The sequence below is a fragment of the Chryseobacterium ginsenosidimutans genome (genome assembly GCF_039536845.1).
Lineage (GTDB): Bacteria > Bacteroidota > Bacteroidia > Flavobacteriales > Weeksellaceae > Chryseobacterium > Chryseobacterium ginsenosidimutans_B.
Genome location: NZ_BAAAZJ010000003.1, coordinates 647,566 through 668,346, shown reverse-complemented (window position 1 = coordinate 668,346; position 20,781 = coordinate 647,566). Strand labels below are relative to the sequence as shown.

The following is a 20,781-nucleotide window of genomic DNA, read 5'->3' as shown; positions in this document are numbered from 1 at the left end:
TTTTAAGTTTATATAATTTCAAAATTATTTGCCAATAACTTCAGTGATCGGATTTCCGACATTTCCGCTTGGAAACTGAATTTTTAATAATGAAGAAACCGTAGACGCAATATCTGTCATATTGTATTGTTTATTGCTTTCTCCATGCTGGATTCCCCACCCCATAAAAATCAAAGGAATATGTGAATCATAAGAATTCCAGACACTGTGTGTAGTTCCTGTTTTTGAATACGGCGGAAGCATAGAATCGTGAGAAATCAACTGAATATCACCACTTCTCTGTCTGTTGATCCCGTTGATAATTCTCTGTTTGATAGGCTCCGGAATAGTAGCTTCCTGAACTTTCTCTACAGAAACAGCATATAAAACTGTCGGATCTTTTTCTAATTCTTTAATGGTGAAATTTCTGATATCATCCAATTCCAGCTTATTATCTCTCATCAATTTTCTGTCAAAATAAACCTGATAATTTTCCACCGAATTTATCAATTTATCAACTCCGAACTTATCTTTTAATTTTTGATTAATATCTTTTTCCATCCCTTCCCCGAAGAAACCTGTCGTGATTTTATGTTCCTGTAAAAATCCTACAGAATGTGCTCCACCGTGATCTGCAGAAAGGAAAACCGTGTACTGCCCTTTTCCGACTTTAGAATCCAGATAATTGAAAAACTGAGCTAAATCCTGGTCTAATCTTAAATAAACATCTTCAACTTCGATGGAATTCGGACCAAATTTGTGCCCTGCATAATCCGTTGAAGCTAGGTTAATTGCCAACATATCCACAACATCATCACCACCTAATTTTTCTCCTTCTACGGCAGCTTCAGCCAACTTTAACGTCAAAGTATTTCCGAAAGGTGTATAACGAATATTATCTTTTTTAGCCTGATAATCAGCTGCTAAATTACTGTAAGGGAATGTCGGAGTTTTTGCACTTCCCAACAATCCTTCCCAAGAAGAATTATCCGGTGAACTTTCTGTGTATTGATTGATCGGAAGCAAGGTATTCCAACCGTTTGCAACCAATTTATCCGGTAAATTCTGAGAATTGAAAGACTTAACCCATTGAGGCAAATCATTCATATACCAGGAACTTGTAATAAAATCTCCAGAAGAATCATCAAACCAGAAAGCTCCGTTTGGTGTGTGACCTGCCGGAAGAATTGATGCTCTGTCTTTTAAAGAAACTCCAATTACTTTTCCCTGGAAATTTGTTGCTAATCTTAATTCATCGGAAACAGTGGTCGACCAAAGGTTTTTCGGAGAATGGCTTCCCACTTTTGCGTTGGTCGTTCCTACCGGTTTTACGCTTTCGTCTGTCGTACAATATACATTTTGCCCTGTTTCTTTATCTATCCAGTCATTTCCCGCAATCCCGTGAATAGCAGGAACCGAACCTGTATAAATACAAGTATGTCCTAAAGCTGTAATCGTAGGAACATAAGGAATATGAACATTATTTAAAGAATATCCTGTATTCAAAAGTCTTTTGAAACCATCATTACCATATTTATTGTAAAAACGGTACAAATAATCCCACCTCATCTGATCTACCACCAAACCTACAACCAGCTTTGGTCTTTCTAACTGAGAATTTTTGTTCTTTTGCGCATTGATTGTAAGTACAGACAAAAAAGTAGCCGTTGCAACCGAAATTTTCCTAAGCATCAAGTAAAAATTTTTATTGACGACAAATTTACGTGTTTTGAAAATTTTGGTGTGTGAAATTTTAATTAATTTTGACCGTGTATTTATTTTATTTTCATTAAAAATTTATCCATTTCAAAATATAAACTTACAGATTATTATAAAAAAGATCTTTATTATTCACTCAAATCTATCCAATCTTCAAGAAAAAGATGTCGTTACGGAGATGATAATTTCTATTGAGAAGAAAATTAATGAACTGATTATTAACAATATGTTTGATAATGAAAATTTTATGTATATTTTATGAATTCGTTCCATTTTTAAAGTTGATTTTATTTAAATTTGAAAAACACAAGAATGTCTTTAATGTTCCCAAAATCAATTTCTTCATGAAACTCATCAGACCTTTTTTATTACTCATTTCGATTACATTATTTGGATGGCTATTTATGAGCAATATCAACCTCATTAATGTTGCTGCAACTTTGAACGAAGCCGAAATTAATTCAGAGATTACAAAAGTAAACGGTTTTACTAATATTGATCAGCTTAAACAATTCACGATTGAAAAGATCAATTACATGGAAGCTATCAGAGAAAGATTTTCAGAAAATGCATTGGTAAGAGTTGCTGTTATTGCAGTTTTAGTACTGGTACAAATCATTCTTTATACTACAAAAGGAAATTATTCTTTTAATTCGAAAACAATAGATTTTTAATCAATGGAAATCAAAAAATTAGAAAAACTAACTGAAAATCCGACACTCAGTTGGGGATTCAACGGCTATAAAACTGATAAAATATTTGTTGTTTCCGCTATTGAAATTTCCGATACATTTGAATTTAACATAAGAGAAAAAAATCAACCGTACACGAAAATTTGGGAAATAAATTCCGCTGACATTGATGATTTAAATAAAATTATCAAACAAAGACACTCTTTTGGAGCTTTTCATGAAGGTGAGCTCATCGGTTGGATCATTTGTGATTTCAGAGAATGGAATAACAGTCTTTTTATTATAAATATCTTGATTAATGAACAATTCAGAAGACAAAATATCGGAAAATTGTTAATCAAAGCTGTCAATCGGGAAGCAAGAGAATTACAATGCAGAATGGTTGAGCTTGAAACTCAAAATACCAATTACCCTGCTATAAAATTTTATCAGAAAGCCGGTTTTGCCATTACAGGAATCAATACAAAACTGTACAAAGGCTCTACAGAAACGGCTTTATTCATGAGTTTTGATGTGATGATTTAAAAATAATTCTCTCATTTATGATAATAAATATTATATTTATAAATTACTTATTATCATGAAAAAAACCACATTTATTTTACTTTTTTGTCTATTTCAGCAATTTATTTTTGCTCAGAAAGATCAGTATAATGATTTCATGAAAACATGGAATTTCATTAAATATTATCATCCCGCTGTTGCGAGCGGAAAAGTTGATGCAGACAGTTTGTTTTTAAATACGATTAAAAATATTAGTTCAAAAGATGATTTTAATTCTATAATAGGAAAATTATCTCAAAATTTAAATAAAAACTTTATAACCCTGGCTCCCACTGAAACGTCAAAAGATATTTTAACAAAAAATCAGAATTTCGATTGGTATCAAAAAAATGGAAAAATAAGTTCTGAAAACAAAACTTTATTAAATTCCATTTATAATCATCGATATAATTTTGAACTTTTAAAAGAGAGTAAATTAGTAAGTGATGAGAAAAAATATCCGTTTCCGAAAGAGGACAATCTTCCTTTGGGTTACAGATTGTTGACATTGGCAAAAATTCAGGGAATTGTTGATTATCTTTTCCCTCACAAATATATTATGGATAAAGGTTTCGACAGTTATTTTAAAAACAGTTTAGATGAAAATTCCGGAATAAATTCAAGGAAAGATTTTGAAATTTTATTGGCCAGATTGGTTTCAAAATTTAAGGATAGTCACGCAATCAGTTTTTACAAACAGTTGAATTATAGGAAAGATATCTTTCACGCCAGTTATCTTTCACCGTTTGATTTTCAAATTGTTGATGATCATATTTTGGTGACACATATTATTTTTCCTGAAATCTGTTCGAAAGCTCAAATTAATGTAGGCGACAGAATTTTTTCCATTAATGGTAAAAGTATTCCTCAGATCATCAAAGAAAAAGGAGAATTATTATCGACATCCAACACTGAAAAATTGGTTTATATTATTTCGAAATATGAAAATAATCTGATCTGGACCGATGATCTTTCACAAAAGACTTTAGAAGTAAAATCAGCAAAAAATAAGAAATTTTCTACAAAAATTGATATGATTGATCCTTCTGATAAAGAAAAATATGATCTGATTTTTAATTATTTACAAGATAAAATCAAGAAAATAGAAAAACGTGAAATTGTACATAAGGATGTTGCTTATTTTAAAGTTAATGAGACTTTAGGTTTTATAAATAATGTAGATGATGACAAAATGGATGCCGTGATGGATAGTATTCTAAGCAACGCGGCACAAAAAAAAGCCATAGTTTTTGATATGAGAGGATATCCTGATTGGGGCGGCTTCTTTTTTCATTATTTGTATAAATACTTCTCTCCTACCGAAAATTATTTTGGAAAATATTATCAACCGAATTTAAAAAATCTCGGAACCTTTACTTATAAAGATCAGAGCATCACTTATTTTCCTTCAATTCCGGGGAAAACGATTCATAATTACAAAGGAAAAGTTTTCATTCTCGTTTATCCTGACACCCGAAGTGCAAGCGAATGGTATTCGATGAGTTTGCAGAAAATTTTTCCGCAATCATTGACAATTGGTCAACAAACTTCCGGCGCAGACGGAGATATGGTGAAAGTAAATCTACCGGGCGATTATATCTTAGAATTTACCGGAAACGGAATTTTTTATCCTGATAATTCCCAAACCCAACAAACAGGAATCAGAATTAATGAATTAATCAAATATAAAGATCAGGACATCCTAGAAAGCCGCGATCTTGAATTTGAAAGGGTTTTGAATTCTGTTAAATAATATTGATAATTGGTGAAGAATTTTTGTTGGTTTTTCGCAAAGGCGCTAGTTTTAAAAATAAGAAACCTTTTAAGGCGCAAGAAAACCTTTGCGCCTTAAAAAATACCAAGTTTCATTTACTTGCGCCTTTGCGTATCTAAACAAACTAGATAATACCCAATTAAGATTATAAAACTTTATCGACAAAAACTATAAAAGATATTTGAAATTTAATTTTGTACTAATTGGTACAATTATATACCTTTGTCTCATCAAAATAAAGAAATGGCAGGCAGACCAAAAATATTCGACGAAAATCAGGCAATTGAAAAAGCGACTGAAGTTTTCAGAAACAAAGGCTATGACACAGCTTCTGCAGATGAATTGCTGAATGCTATGGGAATCGGAAAAGGAAGTTTTTATCTGGCTTTCAAAGGTGGAAAACAGGAATTATATGTAAAATCTATTGAGCAGTTTTCTGAAAGTTTTTACAAAAAATTAGCGGAAGGAATTGAAAAATCTGAAAACGGAATTGAATTCATCAAGCAGTTTTTTTTAAGCCAAGCTTATTCTCCCGACTGCGAAAAAGAAAGAGGATGTTTCTTAGGAAATTCTTTGGTTCAGTTATCTGAAAAAGATGCAGAAATAAAAAAAAATTCTGTAAAAATCGTAAAAAAATTGCAAGAGCTTTTTGCAGAAGTCATTGAAAAAGCACAGAAAAATAATCAAATCAAAAGCACAGAAAATCCTGAGATTTTGGCTTGGCATTTAACCAATTTATGGAACGGAATTCACGTTACAAGACGTATGGAAAACTCTCCGGAAATTCTTAAAAGCATTATTGAACTTAATTTAAAATTAATCAGCTAAAATTTTTTTCTCATATTTTGTACCAAATAGTACAATATTAAAAATTAATATAAAACATTTAAAAACAAACGTTATGAACATTACAAACAACACAATTTTGATCACTGGCGGAGGTTCAGGAATCGGTTTAGAAATCGCAAAAGCATTAAGTCCGGCAAATAAAATTATCATTGTTGGAAGAAACAAAGAAAAATTAGAAGCTGCGGCGAAAGATTTAGAAAATGTATTCACCATTCAGGCTGATATTACGAATGAAAGTGATGTGAACAGATTATTCGAAGAAGTAAAAACAACTTTCGGAGGTTTGAATATTTTAATTAATAATGCAGGTCATGCTCATTATTACACTATTTCAGAAAATTCTGATACATACACAAAGGCTTTGGAAGAATTTACTACAAATTATTTCGCACCAATCAGACTGACAGAAAAATTTCTTCCTTTATTAAAAGAACAAAGTGAGTCAGCCATCGTTAATGTCTCTTCGATCGTAGGATTTGTTCCGGGTTATCATCTTCCGACTTATTCTGATTCTAAGGCTGCATTACATTCTCACACACAAGTTCTGAGATTTCAATTGGCAAAAGACACCAATGTAAAAGTTTTTGAATTGATGCCACCTTTAGTAAATACAGATTTCTCCGCAGAAATCGGAGGAAAAGAAAACGGAATTCCACCTTCAGACGTTGCCAATGATTTAGTAAAAGCACTTGAGGAAAATATTTACGAAATCCGTGTAGGAAATACAGGTTTATTATATGACAACTTTTTTGCAGCTACAGAAGGGGCTTTCACTACTTTTAACAATTAATAAAATGATACAGAAAACTCATGTCGTTTAATTCGGCAAGTTTCAATATATAAATTTCATAGACGGGCTGGCGTAATTATTTTGCGCTGGCTTTTTTATTTACTTTTTTTTGAGAATTAAACATTCTTGAATATTTTATTCTTCTTCCTGATTAATAGATAATTCTGGTAAAAAAATGCCTGATCTTCATAATCTGTGAGGTTAAAATACGACCTCCACAACAAACAAAAATTGAACTCCACAACAAAACTTTAACCCAAAATAAACCCCAACTTTGTACTGTAAAATTTAAACAAAATGGAAAACGTACAGACAAAGAAAACAGTTTTGGTAACAGGAGGTACAGGATTTTTGGGTGCTCATACCATCCTTCAATTATTACAACAAGGGTATGAAGTGAAAACAACTCTTCGTTCATTAGCAAAAAAGGACATCATTCTAAAAGCATTGCAAGAAGGTGGAATTACAGATTTTTCAAACCTTTCATTCATTGAAGCCGACCTTACGAACGACAACAATTGGGATGAAGCCGTAAAAGGTTGTGATTATGTCCTTCACGTGGCGTCGCCCTTCCCTGCTCAGGATCCGAAAGATGAAAATGAACTTATCATTCCTGCAAGAGACGGAGCTTTGCGCGTTTTGAAGGCGTCGCGTGATGCGGGTGTGAAAAGAGTGGTTTTGACCTCATCTTTTGCGGCGGTCGGTTACAGTAAGAATATTGCAGACCATATTTTCACGGAGGAAGACTGGACAGATGCCCATACAAAACTTCCGGCTTACATCAAATCAAAAACCATCGCCGAAAAATCTACCTGGGAATTTATTGAAAAAGAAGGTAACGGCTTAGAACTTTCGGTCATCAATCCTGTCGGAATTTTTGGTCCCGTTATCGGCGGAATCACTTCTGCTTCATTGGATATTGCAGTTTCAGGGATTTTAAACGGGACGATGAATAATACTCCACCTTTCACGATGGGTGTCGTAGATGTGAGAGATGTTGCAGACATTCACATCAAAGCGATGCTTCATCCGAATGCTGCGGGAGAGCGTTTTATAGCGACTTCAGACGATGTGATGAGCTTTTATGATGTTGCTGAGCTGTTCAAAAAAGAAAGACCGCAATACTCTTCCGACATTCAGAATTTAGAACCAATTGGGAAAGAATTCTACAAAGAAATGTCAAACAAAAAAGCAAAAACCATCTTAACCTGGAAGCCCAGAAGCCGAGAAGAAGCTTTATTGGCAAGTGCAGACAGTTTGATGGGAAATCAGTAAATTTGTAAGACAAGCCATTGTAGAACCAACAGCTAAACTTTGTCAAATTTAAATCGACATAGAAGAATGGAGCGTTAAAAAAATTTAAAGTTAATCCGTTAAAAATTCCCACTGTTCGAAGCGCGACACAAATATTGAACTGAAAAACCCATATTAAATTCGCACAAGTTTTGGGGGATTTTAGGATTAATTTTAAATTTTTAGCGGAAGTTTTCAAGTCTTGACTTTTTGTTTTTTTTGTGTCAAGACAAAAGAAAAAATAAATAAAATGAAATTCAACAATCTACATTCCTGTCATTTAGGTCCTGAAATTTCTCCGGAACAGTTTATTCCTGAGCATTTCTTTTTGTTTTTGCTTAAAGGCTCGATGGTTTCGTACGATGGTTACAGACATTACAACATGAAGCCCGGCGATTACTGTATTGCACGGAAAAATCATCTGGTTCGATATACAAAATATAAAGAAGATGGAGATTTTGAAAAGGTAATCATTGCTTTTGATGAAGGATTTTTAAAGAAATTTCTGGAACGTCATCCTTATCAAGCCCAACCAACGGACAACAACGATTCTTTTTTGTTCATTAATGAAGATAGACTGATCAGGAATTTCATTCAATCTTTGGAGCCTTATTACAACGGAACCGAACAATTGGACGATACTTTTGTTGATATAAAACGGGAAGAATTGCTGATGATTTTGTTAAAAAACAATCCTGATCTGAAGGATATTTTCTTCAACTTCAATATTCCACATAAAATTGATCTGGAGCTATTTATGAATCATAATTATAAATTCAATATCAGTCTGGAGCGTTTTGCTTTTATGACGGGACGAAGTTTATCGACTTTTAAAAGAGAATTTAAAGCAATTTTTAACACCACTCCCGGAAAATGGCTGATGAACAGACGACTTCAGGAAGCTTATTTCCTTTTGGATAAGGAACACAAAAAGCCGACGGATATTTATGTTGATCTTGGTTTTGAAGACCTCTCGCATTTCTCATTTACTTTTAAAAAACAATATGGGATTGCGCCTTCGGAAGTCGGGAAACAGAAAGTATAAGATTTTTTTGAGGGCGGTTTTTCCGCTCTTTTGTTTTTAAATCATGTGGAAAATTTGCATCTTTGAAGAAAATTTCTGACCATTAATGCGCGATAAACTAAATATCATTTTTAAACCTTTTTTATTAAGTTTAATCTTTTTATTAGTTGGATATACATCTCTTCATTGGCTTATTTTTATAAAGTTTGAAATATTTAATCCAAAAGAAATCATTACCAATTTTGTAATACCCATTGTTCTTACTGGGATAATTTCTTGGTTTTATTTAAGACCCAGACTTAAAATCTTAAGATTGAAAACATCAAGGGACAGCTTGATTGATCTTTATTGTATAATAGCATGGATTACAATTACAATTCCATTAGTTATTTCGCAGCAGTATCTTATTACATCTTCAGGAAAATTGACACGACTTAAAACAATTACTGAGATTAATAAATCTGCTCCTACAAAATATTATTCTTTACAATCTTACTATATCGATAAAAATCATCCGGGAATCTTCTTGGATACAGAAGTTGGAGGAAGAAATAATGAAAATTTTGCCCTGCATATTTATGCGGCTGTCCCTATTTTCGAAAAACCAAGTGATACAGCTTCTTCAATCCCGTTATCTTGGTTAGCTGTAGAATATTCTGAAAAAATTAGTAACCGACTTACCGCTAATGAAAAAGAGACAAAGTTTCGTGAATTTACAAACAAAAGTGAGCTGGATTTTAGAAGTAAAAACCTTTCAGATTTCAAGTATTTGGACCGTTTGGGAAATTCGGATCAAAAAGAAGGCCTCACAAAAGCTGTTGAAAATAATATGTTCTTTAAGAATAAATCTCCTGATCCTATTATTCTAAAAAGTATAAATGAACCTTTTGAAAATAGAAACGGTAATAAGGTGAAAAGTTTAATACTATCAATTACAATATGCCCATTGGTATGGCTGATTATCATATTAATTCCTAAAATAGATCAACGTCATCTTACAAGAATAAAAGCAGGAAAACCCGATAGAAAGGCACAAAGAGAAGTTAAAGAATTTCTTGAATTTTTAATTCCTCAAGAAGGATTATTCATGACATTGATTCTAATTTATATTAACGTTGCGATTTTTCTTCTCATGTCTTTAATGGGATATGGTTTCTTTTCTTTTGAGGGACAGGATTTATTGAAATGGGGTGCGAATTTCGGTCCATTAACTAAAAACGGAGAATGGTGGAGATTACTAACATGTACATTTTTACATGGAGGAGCAATGCATTTATTCACGAATATGTATGGACTTCTGTTTGTCGGAATGTTCTTAGAACCGCTTTTAGGTAGAAAATATTTTTTAATTATTTACTTAATCAATGGAATTTTAGCAAGTCTGGTAAGTCTTTTCTGGCACGATGCAACCGTAAGTATCGGAGCTTCAGGAGCAATTTTTGGTATGTATGGACTTTTCATTTCATTTATGTTATTTAAAATATTTACCCCAGAATTCAGTAAAGCATTTTTATTAAGCACATTGGTTTTTGTCGGAATTAATTTATTGATGGGATTAACCGGTGGAATTGATAATGCTGCCCATATTGGAGGATTATTAAGCGGTTTCATTATAGGAATTTTAATGACTCTCTTTATAAAGAAAGAAGCTGATCCAGAAGGAAAAAATTAAATATAAAAAGCTCTATCGTTGGATAGAGCTTTTTCGGCTACACAAAAAGTAGATTCGGCTACGTCCAGCTTTTCCATAATCCTGAACTTTGTTGCAATAAAAAATTAAACAAAATGAAAATTATCGTAACAGGCTCTTTAGGAAATATCAGTAAGCCATTAACAAAAGAATTAGTAGAAAAAGGTCATGACATTACTGTGATCAGCAGCAATGAAGAAAGAAAATCAGAAATTGAATCTTTGGGCGCAAAAGCAGCGATTGGTACAATGGAAAATGTAGATTTCTTAACCGAAACTTTCAAAGGAGCTGATATTGTTTATGCAATGGAAGCGTTGAATGCCGGAGTATTTTTTAATCATGAGATTGATCTTATTCAGGCTAATATTCAGATTTCGAAAAATTATAAAGAGGCTATTGAAAAATCCGGGGTGAAAAATATTATTCATTTAAGCAGCATTGGAGCACATACCAACGAAGGAAACGGGATTTTGAAATTTCATTACGAAGCAGAAAAAGTTTTAGATGAACTTCCACAAGATATTTCCATAAAAGTTATGCGCCCTGTCGGGTTTTATTACAATATGTTTGCATTTATTCCGACCATTAAATCTCAAAATGCAATCATTCAAAATTATGGCGGTGACGATCAGGAACCTTGGGTTTCACCTTTGGATATTGCTTCCGTCATTGCTGAAGAAGTTGAAAAACCTTTTAACGGAAGAGAAATCCGTTATATCGCAAGTGAAGAAATCTCACCGAATGAAATTGCGCAAATCTTAGGTGAAGCCATCGGAAATCCTGACTTACAATGGATCACAATTCCCGATGAAGACTTACTGAATAATCTAATAAAAGTCGGGATGAATCCTGAAACAGCAAAAGGTTTTGTGGAAATGAATATGGCGAGACGAGGCAGTGTTTTGTACGAAGATTATTATAAAAACAGACCGGTTCTAGGAAATGTAAAAGTAAAGGATTTCGCCAAAGATTTTGCAGCTGCATATTATAATAGCTAAATTTTTCTTTTGTCGTAAAACATATTTAAACAAAGATCCTTCGACTTTGCTCAGGATGACATCGCTTTACTAATTCTTGTATTTACCGTTTTATGCATGTCAGTCTGAGCTAGGATTTTATAAAAATGCAAGTGGTGTTTAAAATAAAATCTTCAAAAACCATTAACTTAGCCATACAATGAAACAGCCTGTAAGAATAAAAACCATCAGCGAATTCCACGAATTCCGTAAGCTTCCTAAACCTGAGCATCCGTTGATCAGTGTGGTAGATTACAGCACAATTAAACACGATGCTGATGTGAATGAACTAAGCTGGATTCTGGATTTTTATTCGATTTCTATCAAAAGAACTTCCAATGCCAAAATGAAATACGGTCAACAGGAATATGATTTTGATGAAGGTGTGATGTTTTTTATGGCTCCCGGACAGGTTTTTGGAGTTACAGTTGATCCTAAAACCAATGAAAAAGCAAAACATACAGGATGGATTTTACTCATTCATCCCGATTTTTTCTGGAATACTTCTTTAGCCAGGAACATTAAAAATTACGCGTATTTTGATTATTCTGTGAATGAAGCTTTATTTCTTTCCGAAAAAGAAGAAAATACACTTCACAGCATTATTGAAAATATTCGGCATGAATATCATTCTAACATAGATAAATTCAGTCAGAATATTATTATTTCGCAAATCGAAACGTTGCTTAATTATGCGGAACGTTTTTATCAACGGCAGTTTATCACCAGAAAAATTTCCAATCATAAAATTCTTGACTCTTTGGAGGGTTTATTAACTGATTATTTTAGCAATGAAGATCTGATCACAAAAGGACTTCCGTCTGTGCAATTTGTCGCCGATCAACTGAATGTTTCGCCAAGTTATCTTACCGGATTATTAAAAATTTTAACCGGACAAAGCACTCAACAACACATTCACGAAAAGCTTATCGAAAAAGCAAAGGAAAAATTGTCAACCACTCAATTATCTGTCAGTGAAATTGCATACGAATTGGGTTTTGAACATCCTCAGTCTTTCAGTAAATTGTTCAAAAATAAGACGAATGTTTCGCCTCTGGAATTCAGACAGTCGTTTAATTAATTCTTAATATCTATAAAAAATCTGAGATAAAAATAATATCTTAGACCAATGAAATATTTAGAAAAAATTCAAGGATTATTACCTTTAGGCTATTTATATCTTATTATTCTTGGTCTTTTAAAGGAAAGTATTCTTTTTTATCAGTTAGGAATAAATATTTTGAAATATTCCTCCATAACGGACATTCTGATAAGTCCGATCGCTGATATGGCTTCAAGCCCTATTTTGATCATCATAATAATTTCTGTTGTCCTTTTTTTCTTTCTATTTCAGGTAATACTTGTGAAAAACAGTGATAAAAACTGGAGCAAAAAACTGTTAGGAAGCTATAAAATAAATAATGAAGTTGATAAAAAAACATTACAAAAATCGATGATTCCGGCATTTGCGACACTTGTAGCCATTGAACTTCTCGCTCTTTTTGTGGGATTAGGATTGGGTGAAGGCAATATTATTAAAAAAAGAATTAATACTCAAAATCTAAAATACAATTATAATATTATTTCCGAATCTGGCAAACCGACCGATATCTACATGATCGATATCAACAGCTCTTACTATTTTTATGTTGCAAAAGGAGATAAAAATATCAAAATAGCACCCGTTGGAAAAATTAATACCCTTGAACTCATTAAGAAAAAATAGAACCATGAAAGACACTAAATCAATCTCCGAATACACCAATGAAGAACTTATCAATAACGAAAAGAAGATAAAAGTTCTTACCATTATGTTGATGGCTGCTATCGTTCTTTTATTTTTAAGCACTATATTTTTGACCTTCAAAAAAGGATTCAGTGCTTTAACAGTAATTCCGATTGCTTTGCTTCCTATTCTAATTATTAATATCAATAACTGGAATAAAATAAAGAAAGAAAAAGCGGATAGGAATTTGTAAAAACACTATTCTATAAAATATAAAGAGGCTGTCCCAAAAATGAGATAGCCTCTTTAATATATAAAGTTCAATAATTAAAACTTCAAATCACCATTCACTTCTCTTACAGCCTGAGCTGCTTCAGCGAACTTCAATTGCTCTTCAGCAGTTAATGTAATGTTTACGATGCTTTCTACACCATTTTTCCCGATAATTGCAGGAACACCCAGGCAGATATCATTTTGACCGTATTCACCTTCAAGCATTAATGAACAAGGGATCATTTTCTTCTGATCGCAAGCAATCGCCTGAACCATTACAGAAACCGCTGCACCTGGAGCATACCAAGCAGAAGTTCCTAATAATTTAGTTAAAGTAGCACCTCCAACTTTAGTTTCTTCGATTACATATTTTTGTTTTTCGTCGTCAAGGAATTCAGTTACAGGAACACCGTTTCTTGTCGCTTTGCTCAATAGAGGAAGCATACCTGTATCACTGTGAGCAGCGATTACCATTCCGTCTACGTCAGAAATTGGAGCTTCCAACGCTTCAGCCAATCTGTATTTGAATCTTGCAGAATCCAAAGCACCACCCATTCCGATGATCTTGTGCTTAGGAAGACCTGAAGTTTTGTGTACAAGATAAGCCATTGTATCCATTGGGTTAGAAACCACGATGATGATTACGTCCGGAGAATTTTTTACTAAGTTTTCAGTAACATCTTTTACGATTCCAGCGTTAATACCAATCAATTCTTCTCTAGTCATTCCCGGTTTTCTTGGAATACCTGAAGTAATAACCGCTACATGAGAACCTGCAGTTTTGCTGTAATCTCCTGTTGTTCCGGTAATTTTTGTATCGAATCCGTTAAGAGAAGCCGTCTGCATCAAATCCATTGCCTTACCTTCAGCAAATCCTTCTTTAATGTCTACTAAAACTACCTCTGAACAGAAGTTTTTCATTGCGATGTATTCTGCACAGCTTGCTCCTACAGCGCCTGCACCTACTACAGTTACTTTCATTTTGATTTATTTTTTAAATTATTTTAGTTTAAAATTGAAAACTCCCAAATTTAACAATTCCTGAAAAATTGAGCAATCTTTCAGGAATTTAATTATCTTCAAAAGTGATATTTATATTTTATTTGGAAAATTAATTAACGTTTAATAAAAATGTGTATAATTTTTTAGCTCCTGATAATACCTCATCGTAATTTTCTTCCGTTACTTCCGTATCAAGAACTTCTTTGAAATTTTTCCACATCGGTCCTGTATTTTCCTGATAGCAGCCAAAGAAATTGAACGTTACATTATTAAAACCTTCTGTTTTAGAAAGTTGTTTTGCGATTACATTTCCACCCAACGTAGAACCTTCGATCACGTACATAGCTCCCAAAGCTTCATTTTCATTAGAAAATTCAAGTTCGTGGGAAGCAGTCTGGTTTTGCAAAGCAAGACTTATCAGATCTTTTTCGATTAAAGGAAGCTTTTTTCTGTCACTCAACTGAAGTTTCTCAGAAAATTTATCAGAAAGGCTGTTGAAGATTTTATCCTCAGAATGAAGAAGCATCAGGTAATTTGTACCGATAATCTTTTTATAATCTTCAAGCGTAAAAGTTTTGTTGAAAAGTTTTTCTGAGTTAAAAAGTTTTTCAGCAGCATCGTGATACTCTGCCGTGTTTTGTTTAAGATATTCAGATACCATAATAAGGATTAAAAAAGTTCTCCAAATTTACGGTTTTTTAAACGTTAAAATGAATGAAGTCCCCTCTTTATTGCTTTCATAATCAACATTTCCTTCGATTCTTCGCATAATTCTGTGAACAATCGACAATCCTACTCCATTTCCTTTAAATTTCTTCGCATTATCCATCCTGTTGAAAATTTTAAACATTTTATGCTTATTTTCTTCAGGGATCCCGATTCCGTTGTCTGAAATTCTATAAATAACCATATCTCCATCAATAGTCCCATCAATTTCAACTTTAGGATTTTCCTGTTGAGACGAATATTTTATTGCGTTGTTGATGATATTTAAAAATACCTGATGAAGCATTGTTTTATCAGCAAGAACATCGGGACAGTCTTTAATAATGATCTCACTTTTTGGGCTGCCAAAGGTAATTTTTGAGTTTTCAGAAATTTTTTCAATCATACGGCGTGTTTCAAGGCTTTCAAGCTCGATTTCGCTGTGTTTTGCACGGCTTAGCTGTAAAACATCATGCATCATCTCCGCCATATTATCAATTTCTTCAATAATGGAATTGATCTTGCCTTTACTTTTTTCAGAACCGTCCGTAAGGCTTTTTAAAAGCATTTGAGCATTCAGTTTCATGACCGTTAAAGGTGTTCCTAAGTCATGAGAAATGGTATATGAAAAACTGTCGAGCTCATCATTTACTTTTTTAAGCTCATCATTAAGCTTTTTAATCGTAATATAATTCTTGTGTGAGGTTTCCAGAATAAGATCGCGTACCGCTTGCACTGCACTGATATTTCGGGAATTCCAGCGTTTTGAATTTCCTTTAATATTTTCCGTAAAAATATGGAAAGAAGTTCTTGGTGAAACAATTTGCTTTTCTTCGCCGTTTTGCGAAAATACACTGATTGCCTTTTCAGGATTTCCTGCCCAGTTGATATGCTCATCAAATTCTTTTCGGAACCAGATCAACATATTATTTTTATTTCTGTCGATAAAATAAATGATAATTCCCGCCGAGTTTTCGTCTAATCCAAACTTTTCTCCATGATCTTTAAGAAAGCTTCGACTCATATAAATTACTTCGTCCGTATTTTCATAAGCCCACAGGATAATTTTTTCAATAGAAGCACGATTGGGTGTAACACCTTCTGTAACAATATTTTCATCCGAAACAATAGCTAAACCATCGGCTTCGGGAAGATTTTTGATTTCAGCTTTATTTTCAATTAAAGAATCAAATAAATTGTTGTTTTTTAAGAATTCTGTTTTTAACTGTGAAGATTTTTCATTCAGTTTCAAACGGTAATTCAGTTCGTTTTTAGACTTGAAGGAAGAATACGCATTGGAAGCCAACGCTGTAAAAATCCCCGCCTGAACTCTATCTTCAAGGTCGATATGTTTAGGTTCAGGGTTTTGACAGGTTACCAGTCCCCAAAGATGATCATCAATAATAATAGAAACACTGAAACTTGAAGATGCTCCTGAATTTTTAATGTATTGCCCATGAATAGGCGACATTGCACGGGAAGTCGAATAGGTAAGATCAATTATATCATTTGATTTGCTTAAAATAGGAACGGTTTCCGAGTGCACATTACTGAAAATTCTTTTTCTCTTTTTCAGATATAATTCTCTTGCCTGCCTCGGAATGTCGGTTTCGGGATAATGAAGCCCGAGATAACTCTCCATATTTTCATTTCTTCTTTCGGCAATTACTTTTCCGGAACCATCCATCATGAATTTATAAACCATCATTCGCTCATAATTCACAATGCTAGAAAGCGTATTTAAAAGCTGTTCCCAAATTTCCTGTGCATCATCAATAATATAAAAATTATCGTATTTATTAGAAATCCGTTTGTTAGGATTTTTTACAACCGCTTCAAGTTCAAGGAAAACATTTGTTTTACTTCTAAAAACTGAGAAATGATATTCTTTACCATTGATAAAAATTTTATCAAAATAGGTTTCGTTTTCTCTTCTTGTAAATTTGTTTAAGGAATTATAAATATCCGATTCGATAATACTTTTAAAACTATTGGGAAAATCTGTAATTTTTTTATCGAAAAGCTGATTTGTGTTTTCGATATTAAAAATATCCTCAATATTCTTACTAAAAAAAGTAATGGAATGAGACTCCGCATCAATGCCAATCAGATAACCAAAACTTTGTATGTAGCCCGGAATATGGATAGGCTCTTCATGACACTCTACAAAATTCATATAATATTTTGATCTATCAAAGATAACGTTTTTTCTAAAGGAATATTATATTTTGTAGCTAAATCGATACCACAAAAACAAATTAAGACGCAACTTGAATAAGATAATCTAATTAAAAATCGTTTATTAACGTAAATTTCACAAAAATTTTCACAATTTTATACTAATTATAAAATCCACTCTTTAGACATTCTCGGAATTATAATCTTTTGGGGGTTATTTTCATCATACATAATCTCAATTTTCCCTTCTTTTGGTATAGAAGCCAGATTAAGGAGATCGACTATTTTTTTGCAAACCGCAATATGCTCTTTTCCTTTAAAATCTTTAAAACTCACCTGAAACATGATCTGAGGCTGGTTATTAATTGTCAATCCGGTCTGGCTGACATTGATAATTTCTGCTTCGGCATTTCTTCCGGCAAAAAGAATACGCTCTTCTTTAGAATTTTTGAAAAATTTCCCCACTATTATCTGATGCATAAGAATCGTCAGTAAAAACATCACTCCGCTGAAAATGATCGGATGCATAAAAGTTAAAAACCGCCAGCCGAAATCAAAAGATTCTTTAGTGTAAAAGTAGTAATACAAACCAATTACATAAGCGATGATGAAAACCGAAAAGAAGATTCTCAAAACCATACCTGCAAAATTGAATTTTGTTTTTTGTCCTCCTAATATGAAATATGGCTCTTGTGAAGTATCGGGATTTAATAAAACTTTAACGGTATTTCCAATATTAAATCTTTTTTCCTGAGGTTTTATATCGTGAAACATCATTTCATGTTCAATCAAAATATTCCTGAGATTTTGGAATGAAAGCATGATCTTAATTAAATTAATATTCGATTTCGCATTATATTTTATTAATTTATAATCTAAAATCTTTGCATCTCTCGAAATTCCGTTGCTTATAATATTACTGATTATATTTTTAGCCTTAAAAGTCTTTACGAAAAGATTATTGATTAAGAAAATAAGTACATACAGCCAAATAACCAAAGAAACACCCAGATAAATATAACTTATCATTAAAGAATTTCTTGGTTCTGTCAATGTTTCCGAAGTCATTGTGTAAATAAAAATCGGAAACGGAATACAGAAAAACAACATGTATAGTGCCCAGAAAATGATCATGAACTTCATAATTACTATTTTGTGATAGGATTATAAAGTTATGATAATTATAAATTAACCGCGCTATTTTATAGTTTAAACTTCTTTTTCGAAATAAAGCATATAGTATTTTCCTTTTTCATCCTCTCCCTGAGCCAGTTTCTGACGGTCTCCGTGTATATAAATGTGGAAATTCTTGTCTAATTTAATGATGCTTTTAAAATGTCTCTGAGTCTTTTTCACAGCAGCTTCACTGATCGGGAATTCTTCTGCAATATTGATCTGCATATCCTGTTCGTAATCTGTTTTAAAATTATTAAAACTTTCGATCACATGTTCATCTCCCAATACTTCAGCTGCAAATTCATCCAGCTTAAATTCTTCTTTTTCTTTGAAGAAATTGATGGATTTATTTAAAAAATCTGCCTGATCAGCTTTAGAAACTTCAAATTCCTGAGGCAATTGTTTGGTGATGTAATCTTTGTAGACCATCAAAGCTTCCTGCGTGTGGAAATATTCATCGTCACGCTGTTTTACCTTTAAGAAATCTTCAAACCAGTAATACATATCTCCGTTTTTGTTGTTGTCAACTACAGAAAGTACATATCCTGTTTCTTTATCGTTATTGTAAATTAAAGCCGCTTTATCAATTTTAGACAAACCGATTCCCTGATCTTTTTCTATGTCAAAACTTTCTTCCTGAGGAGAAATTTTAAGAAAAGATTCTCTTTTTTCGGTTTTAAAAATTCCGATTTTGTCAACTCTCTCCGTACCTTCTCTTTCGTCTTCAAAATAGACGACAAACAATTCACCACCCTGAACTCTAGGATTTTCAGCAGCTTCGAAAAGGTGTTTTGCAATGTTTTCAGATTCCCAAAGGAATTTTGCTTTATCATCAAAAATTTCAGACACAGAACTGTAAACGGGGTTATTCACCAAATAAGAATCACTGTAAAAATGGAACGTTTCCTCTGATTTGAACGAACCTAAAAAGTAATTCTCCAGCAATTCTGCCATTCCTTCTTCCAGCTGTAATTCTTCCTGAGAAAGCGTTAAAGACTCTCCGTTGATTTTATTTCCGACTCTGTGTACTACTATTTTTGAAAACATCTTTGATTTTTATGGATTGCAAAGATATTAATTATCTCAACAATCAACAGTATTTCATTCTGATAAAAACCTTATCATTTTGACATGATTTTTATCTTTAAACTTTAAATAAAAAACAATCAAATAATTGATTTACAGCTCACTAAATAAAAACCACCCGTAAAGGAATACAATTTGGCATTATGATTTTAAAACAGAAACAAAAATGGACTTAAAAACATTAAACAGAATTGACAAGCTAAGAAGATTAAAAAGCAGAGGACCGGAAACACCAAAATGGCTGAAATCTTACCGAATATTTGTATTGGCTTTTTTGGCGATGTTAGTTTGGCTTGTTTTTGAAAAATTTTAATTAAATCAAATTTAAATATGAATTATTTAGAGGCTGTTCAGGAAATCACAAATGTCATTCCCGAAATTGAAATTGAACTGAAGAACAATATATCTCAAAATTCTTACAGTGTGATTCAAACATTTACAGACAAAATTAAAAATATGATCCGGCAAAACGACAGAAATATTTTATTCAAATGCTTAAAAAAGATGGATGAAATTTACCGAAATGGTGATGTTGTATTAAAAAATGCTGTAGAAACCACTTTTGTTTATTCACTGGACAATTGTACTGCTTTTTGTAGTGAAGAATACCGAAAAGTGATTTTTAGTCATATTTCTCAGGATCTGCAAAAGATCTATTCGAGACAGATTTACAGTCACGGGACATAGTTTTATTACATTTTTAAACTATTTCATTACAAATCATTAAAATTTTCAAAATTAAAACCCTTCAAAATCAACAATTTATGAAAACTAAAATAAGAAAAACTTCAGACTGGAACACCTTTAAAACATCGACTAACAGACACAATATTGAAATTTTAGCAACTCACATCGCGGTGATAGTCGGTGTATTTATTTTTGCTGCCATTTTATAAACTTTGGTACAGTTTTCGCCGCAATACATGTGTTCTGAAAAATATTAATTATGATGAATGTACAAATGCGAACTATTAATCAAAAAATAGCTATTGAATATTTAAAATTTTTCTATCCACCACTTCGAAAAGAAATTACAAACTTGTCTGTACAAGGCAATTTTGCAGGTGTGATCCAGGCAACGGTAAATTACCTGAAAGACCTTCTGCAGGAATCAAAAGTCAATATCATCGCCCATCACATTAAACTAATGGATATGATCTACAAAAGCGGAGATTCTTATGTAAAAGACATGATTGAAAACCTTTTCGTAAGATCTTTCGAAAGCTTTAAAAAGCATGCAAAAATCCAGCACTGGAAGCTTCTTTA

General features: G+C 32.6%; 22 protein-coding genes. 16 read left to right on the top strand and 6 right to left on the bottom strand.

What is annotated here, in order from left to right; genetic code table 11:
* Nucleotides 1-24: 24 nt before the first annotated feature.
* Nucleotides 25-1,671 carry an alkaline phosphatase PafA gene (gene pafA / locus ABD745_RS03110; protein ID WP_344825024.1) on the bottom strand — a complete coding sequence of 549 codons (1,647 nt, stop codon included), beginning with the start codon at nt 1,669-1,671 and terminating at the stop codon, nt 25-27.
* Nucleotides 1,672-2,042: 371 nt separating this feature from the next.
* On the opposite strand from pafA, the gene ABD745_RS03105 reads away from it, so the two are divergent.
* The 12 genes from ABD745_RS03105 (at nt 2,043) to ABD745_RS03050 (ending at nt 13,348) form a co-directional block, all read left to right on the top strand.
* On the top strand, nt 2,043-2,372 hold the full coding sequence (locus ABD745_RS03105) for a hypothetical protein (protein ID WP_344825021.1): 330 nt from the start codon (nt 2,043-2,045) through the stop codon (nt 2,370-2,372).
* A 3-nt stretch (nt 2,373-2,375) separates the two neighbouring features.
* Nucleotides 2,376-2,915 (top strand): GNAT family N-acetyltransferase, encoded by a 540-nt coding sequence (locus ABD745_RS03100; RefSeq protein ID WP_344825018.1) that lies wholly within the window; start codon nt 2,376-2,378, stop codon nt 2,913-2,915.
* Nucleotides 2,916-2,970: 55 nt separating this feature from the next.
* Entirely contained in the window at nt 2,971-4,686 is a 1,716-nt protein-coding gene (locus ABD745_RS03095) for a S41 family peptidase (protein WP_344825015.1), read from the top strand.
* Between the two features lie 264 nt (nt 4,687-4,950).
* Complete coding sequence (locus ABD745_RS03090; RefSeq protein WP_344825012.1) at nt 4,951-5,535, top strand: TetR/AcrR family transcriptional regulator; 585 nt, start codon at nt 4,951-4,953, stop codon at nt 5,533-5,535.
* A 73-nt stretch (nt 5,536-5,608) separates the two neighbouring features.
* Complete coding sequence (locus ABD745_RS03085; protein ID WP_344825009.1) at nt 5,609-6,346, top strand: SDR family oxidoreductase; 738 nt, start codon at nt 5,609-5,611, stop codon at nt 6,344-6,346.
* Between the two features lie 297 nt (nt 6,347-6,643).
* Nucleotides 6,644-7,621, top strand: coding sequence for an SDR family oxidoreductase (locus ABD745_RS03080; protein WP_344825006.1), 978 nt, complete (start codon nt 6,644-6,646; stop codon nt 7,619-7,621).
* Nucleotides 7,622-7,889: 268 nt separating this feature from the next.
* Nucleotides 7,890-8,684 (top strand): helix-turn-helix transcriptional regulator, encoded by a 795-nt coding sequence (locus ABD745_RS03075; protein WP_344825003.1) that lies wholly within the window; start codon nt 7,890-7,892, stop codon nt 8,682-8,684.
* 292 nt (nt 8,685-8,976) lie between these two features.
* Nucleotides 8,977-10,335 (top strand): rhomboid family intramembrane serine protease, encoded by a 1,359-nt coding sequence (locus ABD745_RS03070; RefSeq protein WP_344825000.1) that lies wholly within the window; start codon nt 8,977-8,979, stop codon nt 10,333-10,335.
* A 113-nt stretch (nt 10,336-10,448) separates the two neighbouring features.
* Complete coding sequence (locus ABD745_RS03065) at nt 10,449-11,351, top strand: NmrA family NAD(P)-binding protein (protein ID WP_344824997.1); 903 nt, start codon at nt 10,449-10,451, stop codon at nt 11,349-11,351.
* A 178-nt stretch (nt 11,352-11,529) separates the two neighbouring features.
* Complete coding sequence (locus tag ABD745_RS03060; RefSeq protein ID WP_344824994.1) at nt 11,530-12,450, top strand: helix-turn-helix domain-containing protein; 921 nt, start codon at nt 11,530-11,532, stop codon at nt 12,448-12,450.
* A 48-nt stretch (nt 12,451-12,498) separates the two neighbouring features.
* Complete coding sequence (locus ABD745_RS03055; protein WP_344824991.1) at nt 12,499-13,095, top strand: hypothetical protein; 597 nt, start codon at nt 12,499-12,501, stop codon at nt 13,093-13,095.
* Between the two features lie 4 nt (nt 13,096-13,099).
* The gene (locus tag ABD745_RS03050) at nt 13,100-13,348 is read left to right on the top strand and encodes a redox-active disulfide protein 2 (protein WP_344824988.1); all 249 of its coding nucleotides are present in this window, start codon (nt 13,100-13,102) and stop codon (nt 13,346-13,348) included.
* A gap of 74 nt (nt 13,349-13,422) precedes the next feature.
* Here ABD745_RS03050 and ABD745_RS03045 read toward each other — a convergent pair whose 3' ends face one another.
* The 5 genes from ABD745_RS03045 to ABD745_RS03025 all read right to left on the bottom strand — a co-directional run bounded on the left by ABD745_RS03045 (nt 13,423) and on the right by ABD745_RS03025 (nt 19,476).
* Entirely contained in the window at nt 13,423-14,349 is a 927-nt protein-coding gene (locus ABD745_RS03045; RefSeq protein WP_344824985.1) for a malate dehydrogenase, read from the bottom strand.
* 130 nt (nt 14,350-14,479) lie between these two features.
* Nucleotides 14,480-15,031, bottom strand: coding sequence for a biliverdin-producing heme oxygenase (locus tag ABD745_RS03040; RefSeq protein ID WP_344824982.1), 552 nt, complete (start codon nt 15,029-15,031; stop codon nt 14,480-14,482).
* Between the two features lie 27 nt (nt 15,032-15,058).
* On the bottom strand, nt 15,059-17,251 hold the full coding sequence (locus ABD745_RS03035; protein ID WP_344824979.1) for an ATP-binding protein: 2,193 nt from the start codon (nt 17,249-17,251) through the stop codon (nt 15,059-15,061).
* A 167-nt stretch (nt 17,252-17,418) separates the two neighbouring features.
* Nucleotides 17,419-18,396 (bottom strand): hypothetical protein, encoded by a 978-nt coding sequence (locus ABD745_RS03030; RefSeq protein WP_344824976.1) that lies wholly within the window; start codon nt 18,394-18,396, stop codon nt 17,419-17,421.
* A gap of 66 nt (nt 18,397-18,462) precedes the next feature.
* Nucleotides 18,463-19,476: a nucleoid-associated protein gene (locus tag ABD745_RS03025; RefSeq protein WP_344824973.1), complete on the bottom strand. Its 1,014-nt coding sequence runs from the start codon at nt 19,474-19,476 to the stop codon at nt 18,463-18,465.
* 205 nt (nt 19,477-19,681) lie between these two features.
* Between ABD745_RS03025 and ABD745_RS03020 the strand changes: the two genes are divergently transcribed.
* The 4 genes from ABD745_RS03020 to ABD745_RS03005 form a co-directional block, all read left to right on the top strand.
* On the top strand, nt 19,682-19,828 hold the full coding sequence (locus ABD745_RS03020) for a hypothetical protein (protein WP_344824970.1): 147 nt from the start codon (nt 19,682-19,684) through the stop codon (nt 19,826-19,828).
* A 17-nt stretch (nt 19,829-19,845) separates the two neighbouring features.
* Nucleotides 19,846-20,202, top strand: coding sequence for a DUF7674 family protein (locus ABD745_RS03015; protein WP_344824967.1), 357 nt, complete (start codon nt 19,846-19,848; stop codon nt 20,200-20,202).
* Between the two features lie 77 nt (nt 20,203-20,279).
* The gene (locus ABD745_RS03010) at nt 20,280-20,411 is read left to right on the top strand and encodes a hypothetical protein (protein ID WP_344824964.1); all 132 of its coding nucleotides are present in this window, start codon (nt 20,280-20,282) and stop codon (nt 20,409-20,411) included.
* A 50-nt stretch (nt 20,412-20,461) separates the two neighbouring features.
* Nucleotides 20,462-20,781: DUF7674 family protein (locus ABD745_RS03005; protein WP_344824961.1), on the top strand; the 320-nt coding region annotated here is incomplete at its 3' end.

Coding starts and splice junctions, on each gene's coding strand:
- ABD745_RS03015 (WP_344824967.1), top strand. CDS start 19,846: ATGAATTATTTAGAGGCTGTTCAGGAAATCACAAATGTCATTCCCGAA.
- ABD745_RS03050 (WP_344824988.1), top strand. CDS start 13,100: ATGAAAGACACTAAATCAATCTCCGAATACACCAATGAAGAACTTATC.
- ABD745_RS03020 (WP_344824970.1), top strand. CDS start 19,682: ATGGACTTAAAAACATTAAACAGAATTGACAAGCTAAGAAGATTAAAA.
- ABD745_RS03010 (WP_344824964.1), top strand. CDS start 20,280: ATGAAAACTAAAATAAGAAAAACTTCAGACTGGAACACCTTTAAAACA.
- ABD745_RS03100 (WP_344825018.1), top strand. CDS start 2,376: ATGGAAATCAAAAAATTAGAAAAACTAACTGAAAATCCGACACTCAGT.
- ABD745_RS03075 (WP_344825003.1), top strand. CDS start 7,890: ATGAAATTCAACAATCTACATTCCTGTCATTTAGGTCCTGAAATTTCT.
- ABD745_RS03035 (WP_344824979.1), bottom strand. CDS start 17,251: ATGAATTTTGTAGAGTGTCATGAAGAGCCTATCCATATTCCGGGCTAC.
- ABD745_RS03055 (WP_344824991.1), top strand. CDS start 12,499: ATGAAATATTTAGAAAAAATTCAAGGATTATTACCTTTAGGCTATTTA.
- ABD745_RS03095 (WP_344825015.1), top strand. CDS start 2,971: ATGAAAAAAACCACATTTATTTTACTTTTTTGTCTATTTCAGCAATTT.
- ABD745_RS03085 (WP_344825009.1), top strand. CDS start 5,609: ATGAACATTACAAACAACACAATTTTGATCACTGGCGGAGGTTCAGGA.
- ABD745_RS03060 (WP_344824994.1), top strand. CDS start 11,530: ATGAAACAGCCTGTAAGAATAAAAACCATCAGCGAATTCCACGAATTC.
- ABD745_RS03065 (WP_344824997.1), top strand. CDS start 10,449: ATGAAAATTATCGTAACAGGCTCTTTAGGAAATATCAGTAAGCCATTA.
- ABD745_RS03105 (WP_344825021.1), top strand. CDS start 2,043: ATGAAACTCATCAGACCTTTTTTATTACTCATTTCGATTACATTATTT.
- pafA (WP_344825024.1), bottom strand. CDS start 1,671: ATGCTTAGGAAAATTTCGGTTGCAACGGCTACTTTTTTGTCTGTACTT.
- ABD745_RS03045 (WP_344824985.1), bottom strand. CDS start 14,349: ATGAAAGTAACTGTAGTAGGTGCAGGCGCTGTAGGAGCAAGCTGTGCA.
- ABD745_RS03090 (WP_344825012.1), top strand. CDS start 4,951: ATGGCAGGCAGACCAAAAATATTCGACGAAAATCAGGCAATTGAAAAA.
- ABD745_RS03040 (WP_344824982.1), bottom strand. CDS start 15,031: ATGGTATCTGAATATCTTAAACAAAACACGGCAGAGTATCACGATGCT.
- ABD745_RS03030 (WP_344824976.1), bottom strand. CDS start 18,396: ATGAAGTTCATGATCATTTTCTGGGCACTATACATGTTGTTTTTCTGT.
- ABD745_RS03025 (WP_344824973.1), bottom strand. CDS start 19,476: ATGTTTTCAAAAATAGTAGTACACAGAGTCGGAAATAAAATCAACGGA.
- ABD745_RS03080 (WP_344825006.1), top strand. CDS start 6,644: ATGGAAAACGTACAGACAAAGAAAACAGTTTTGGTAACAGGAGGTACA.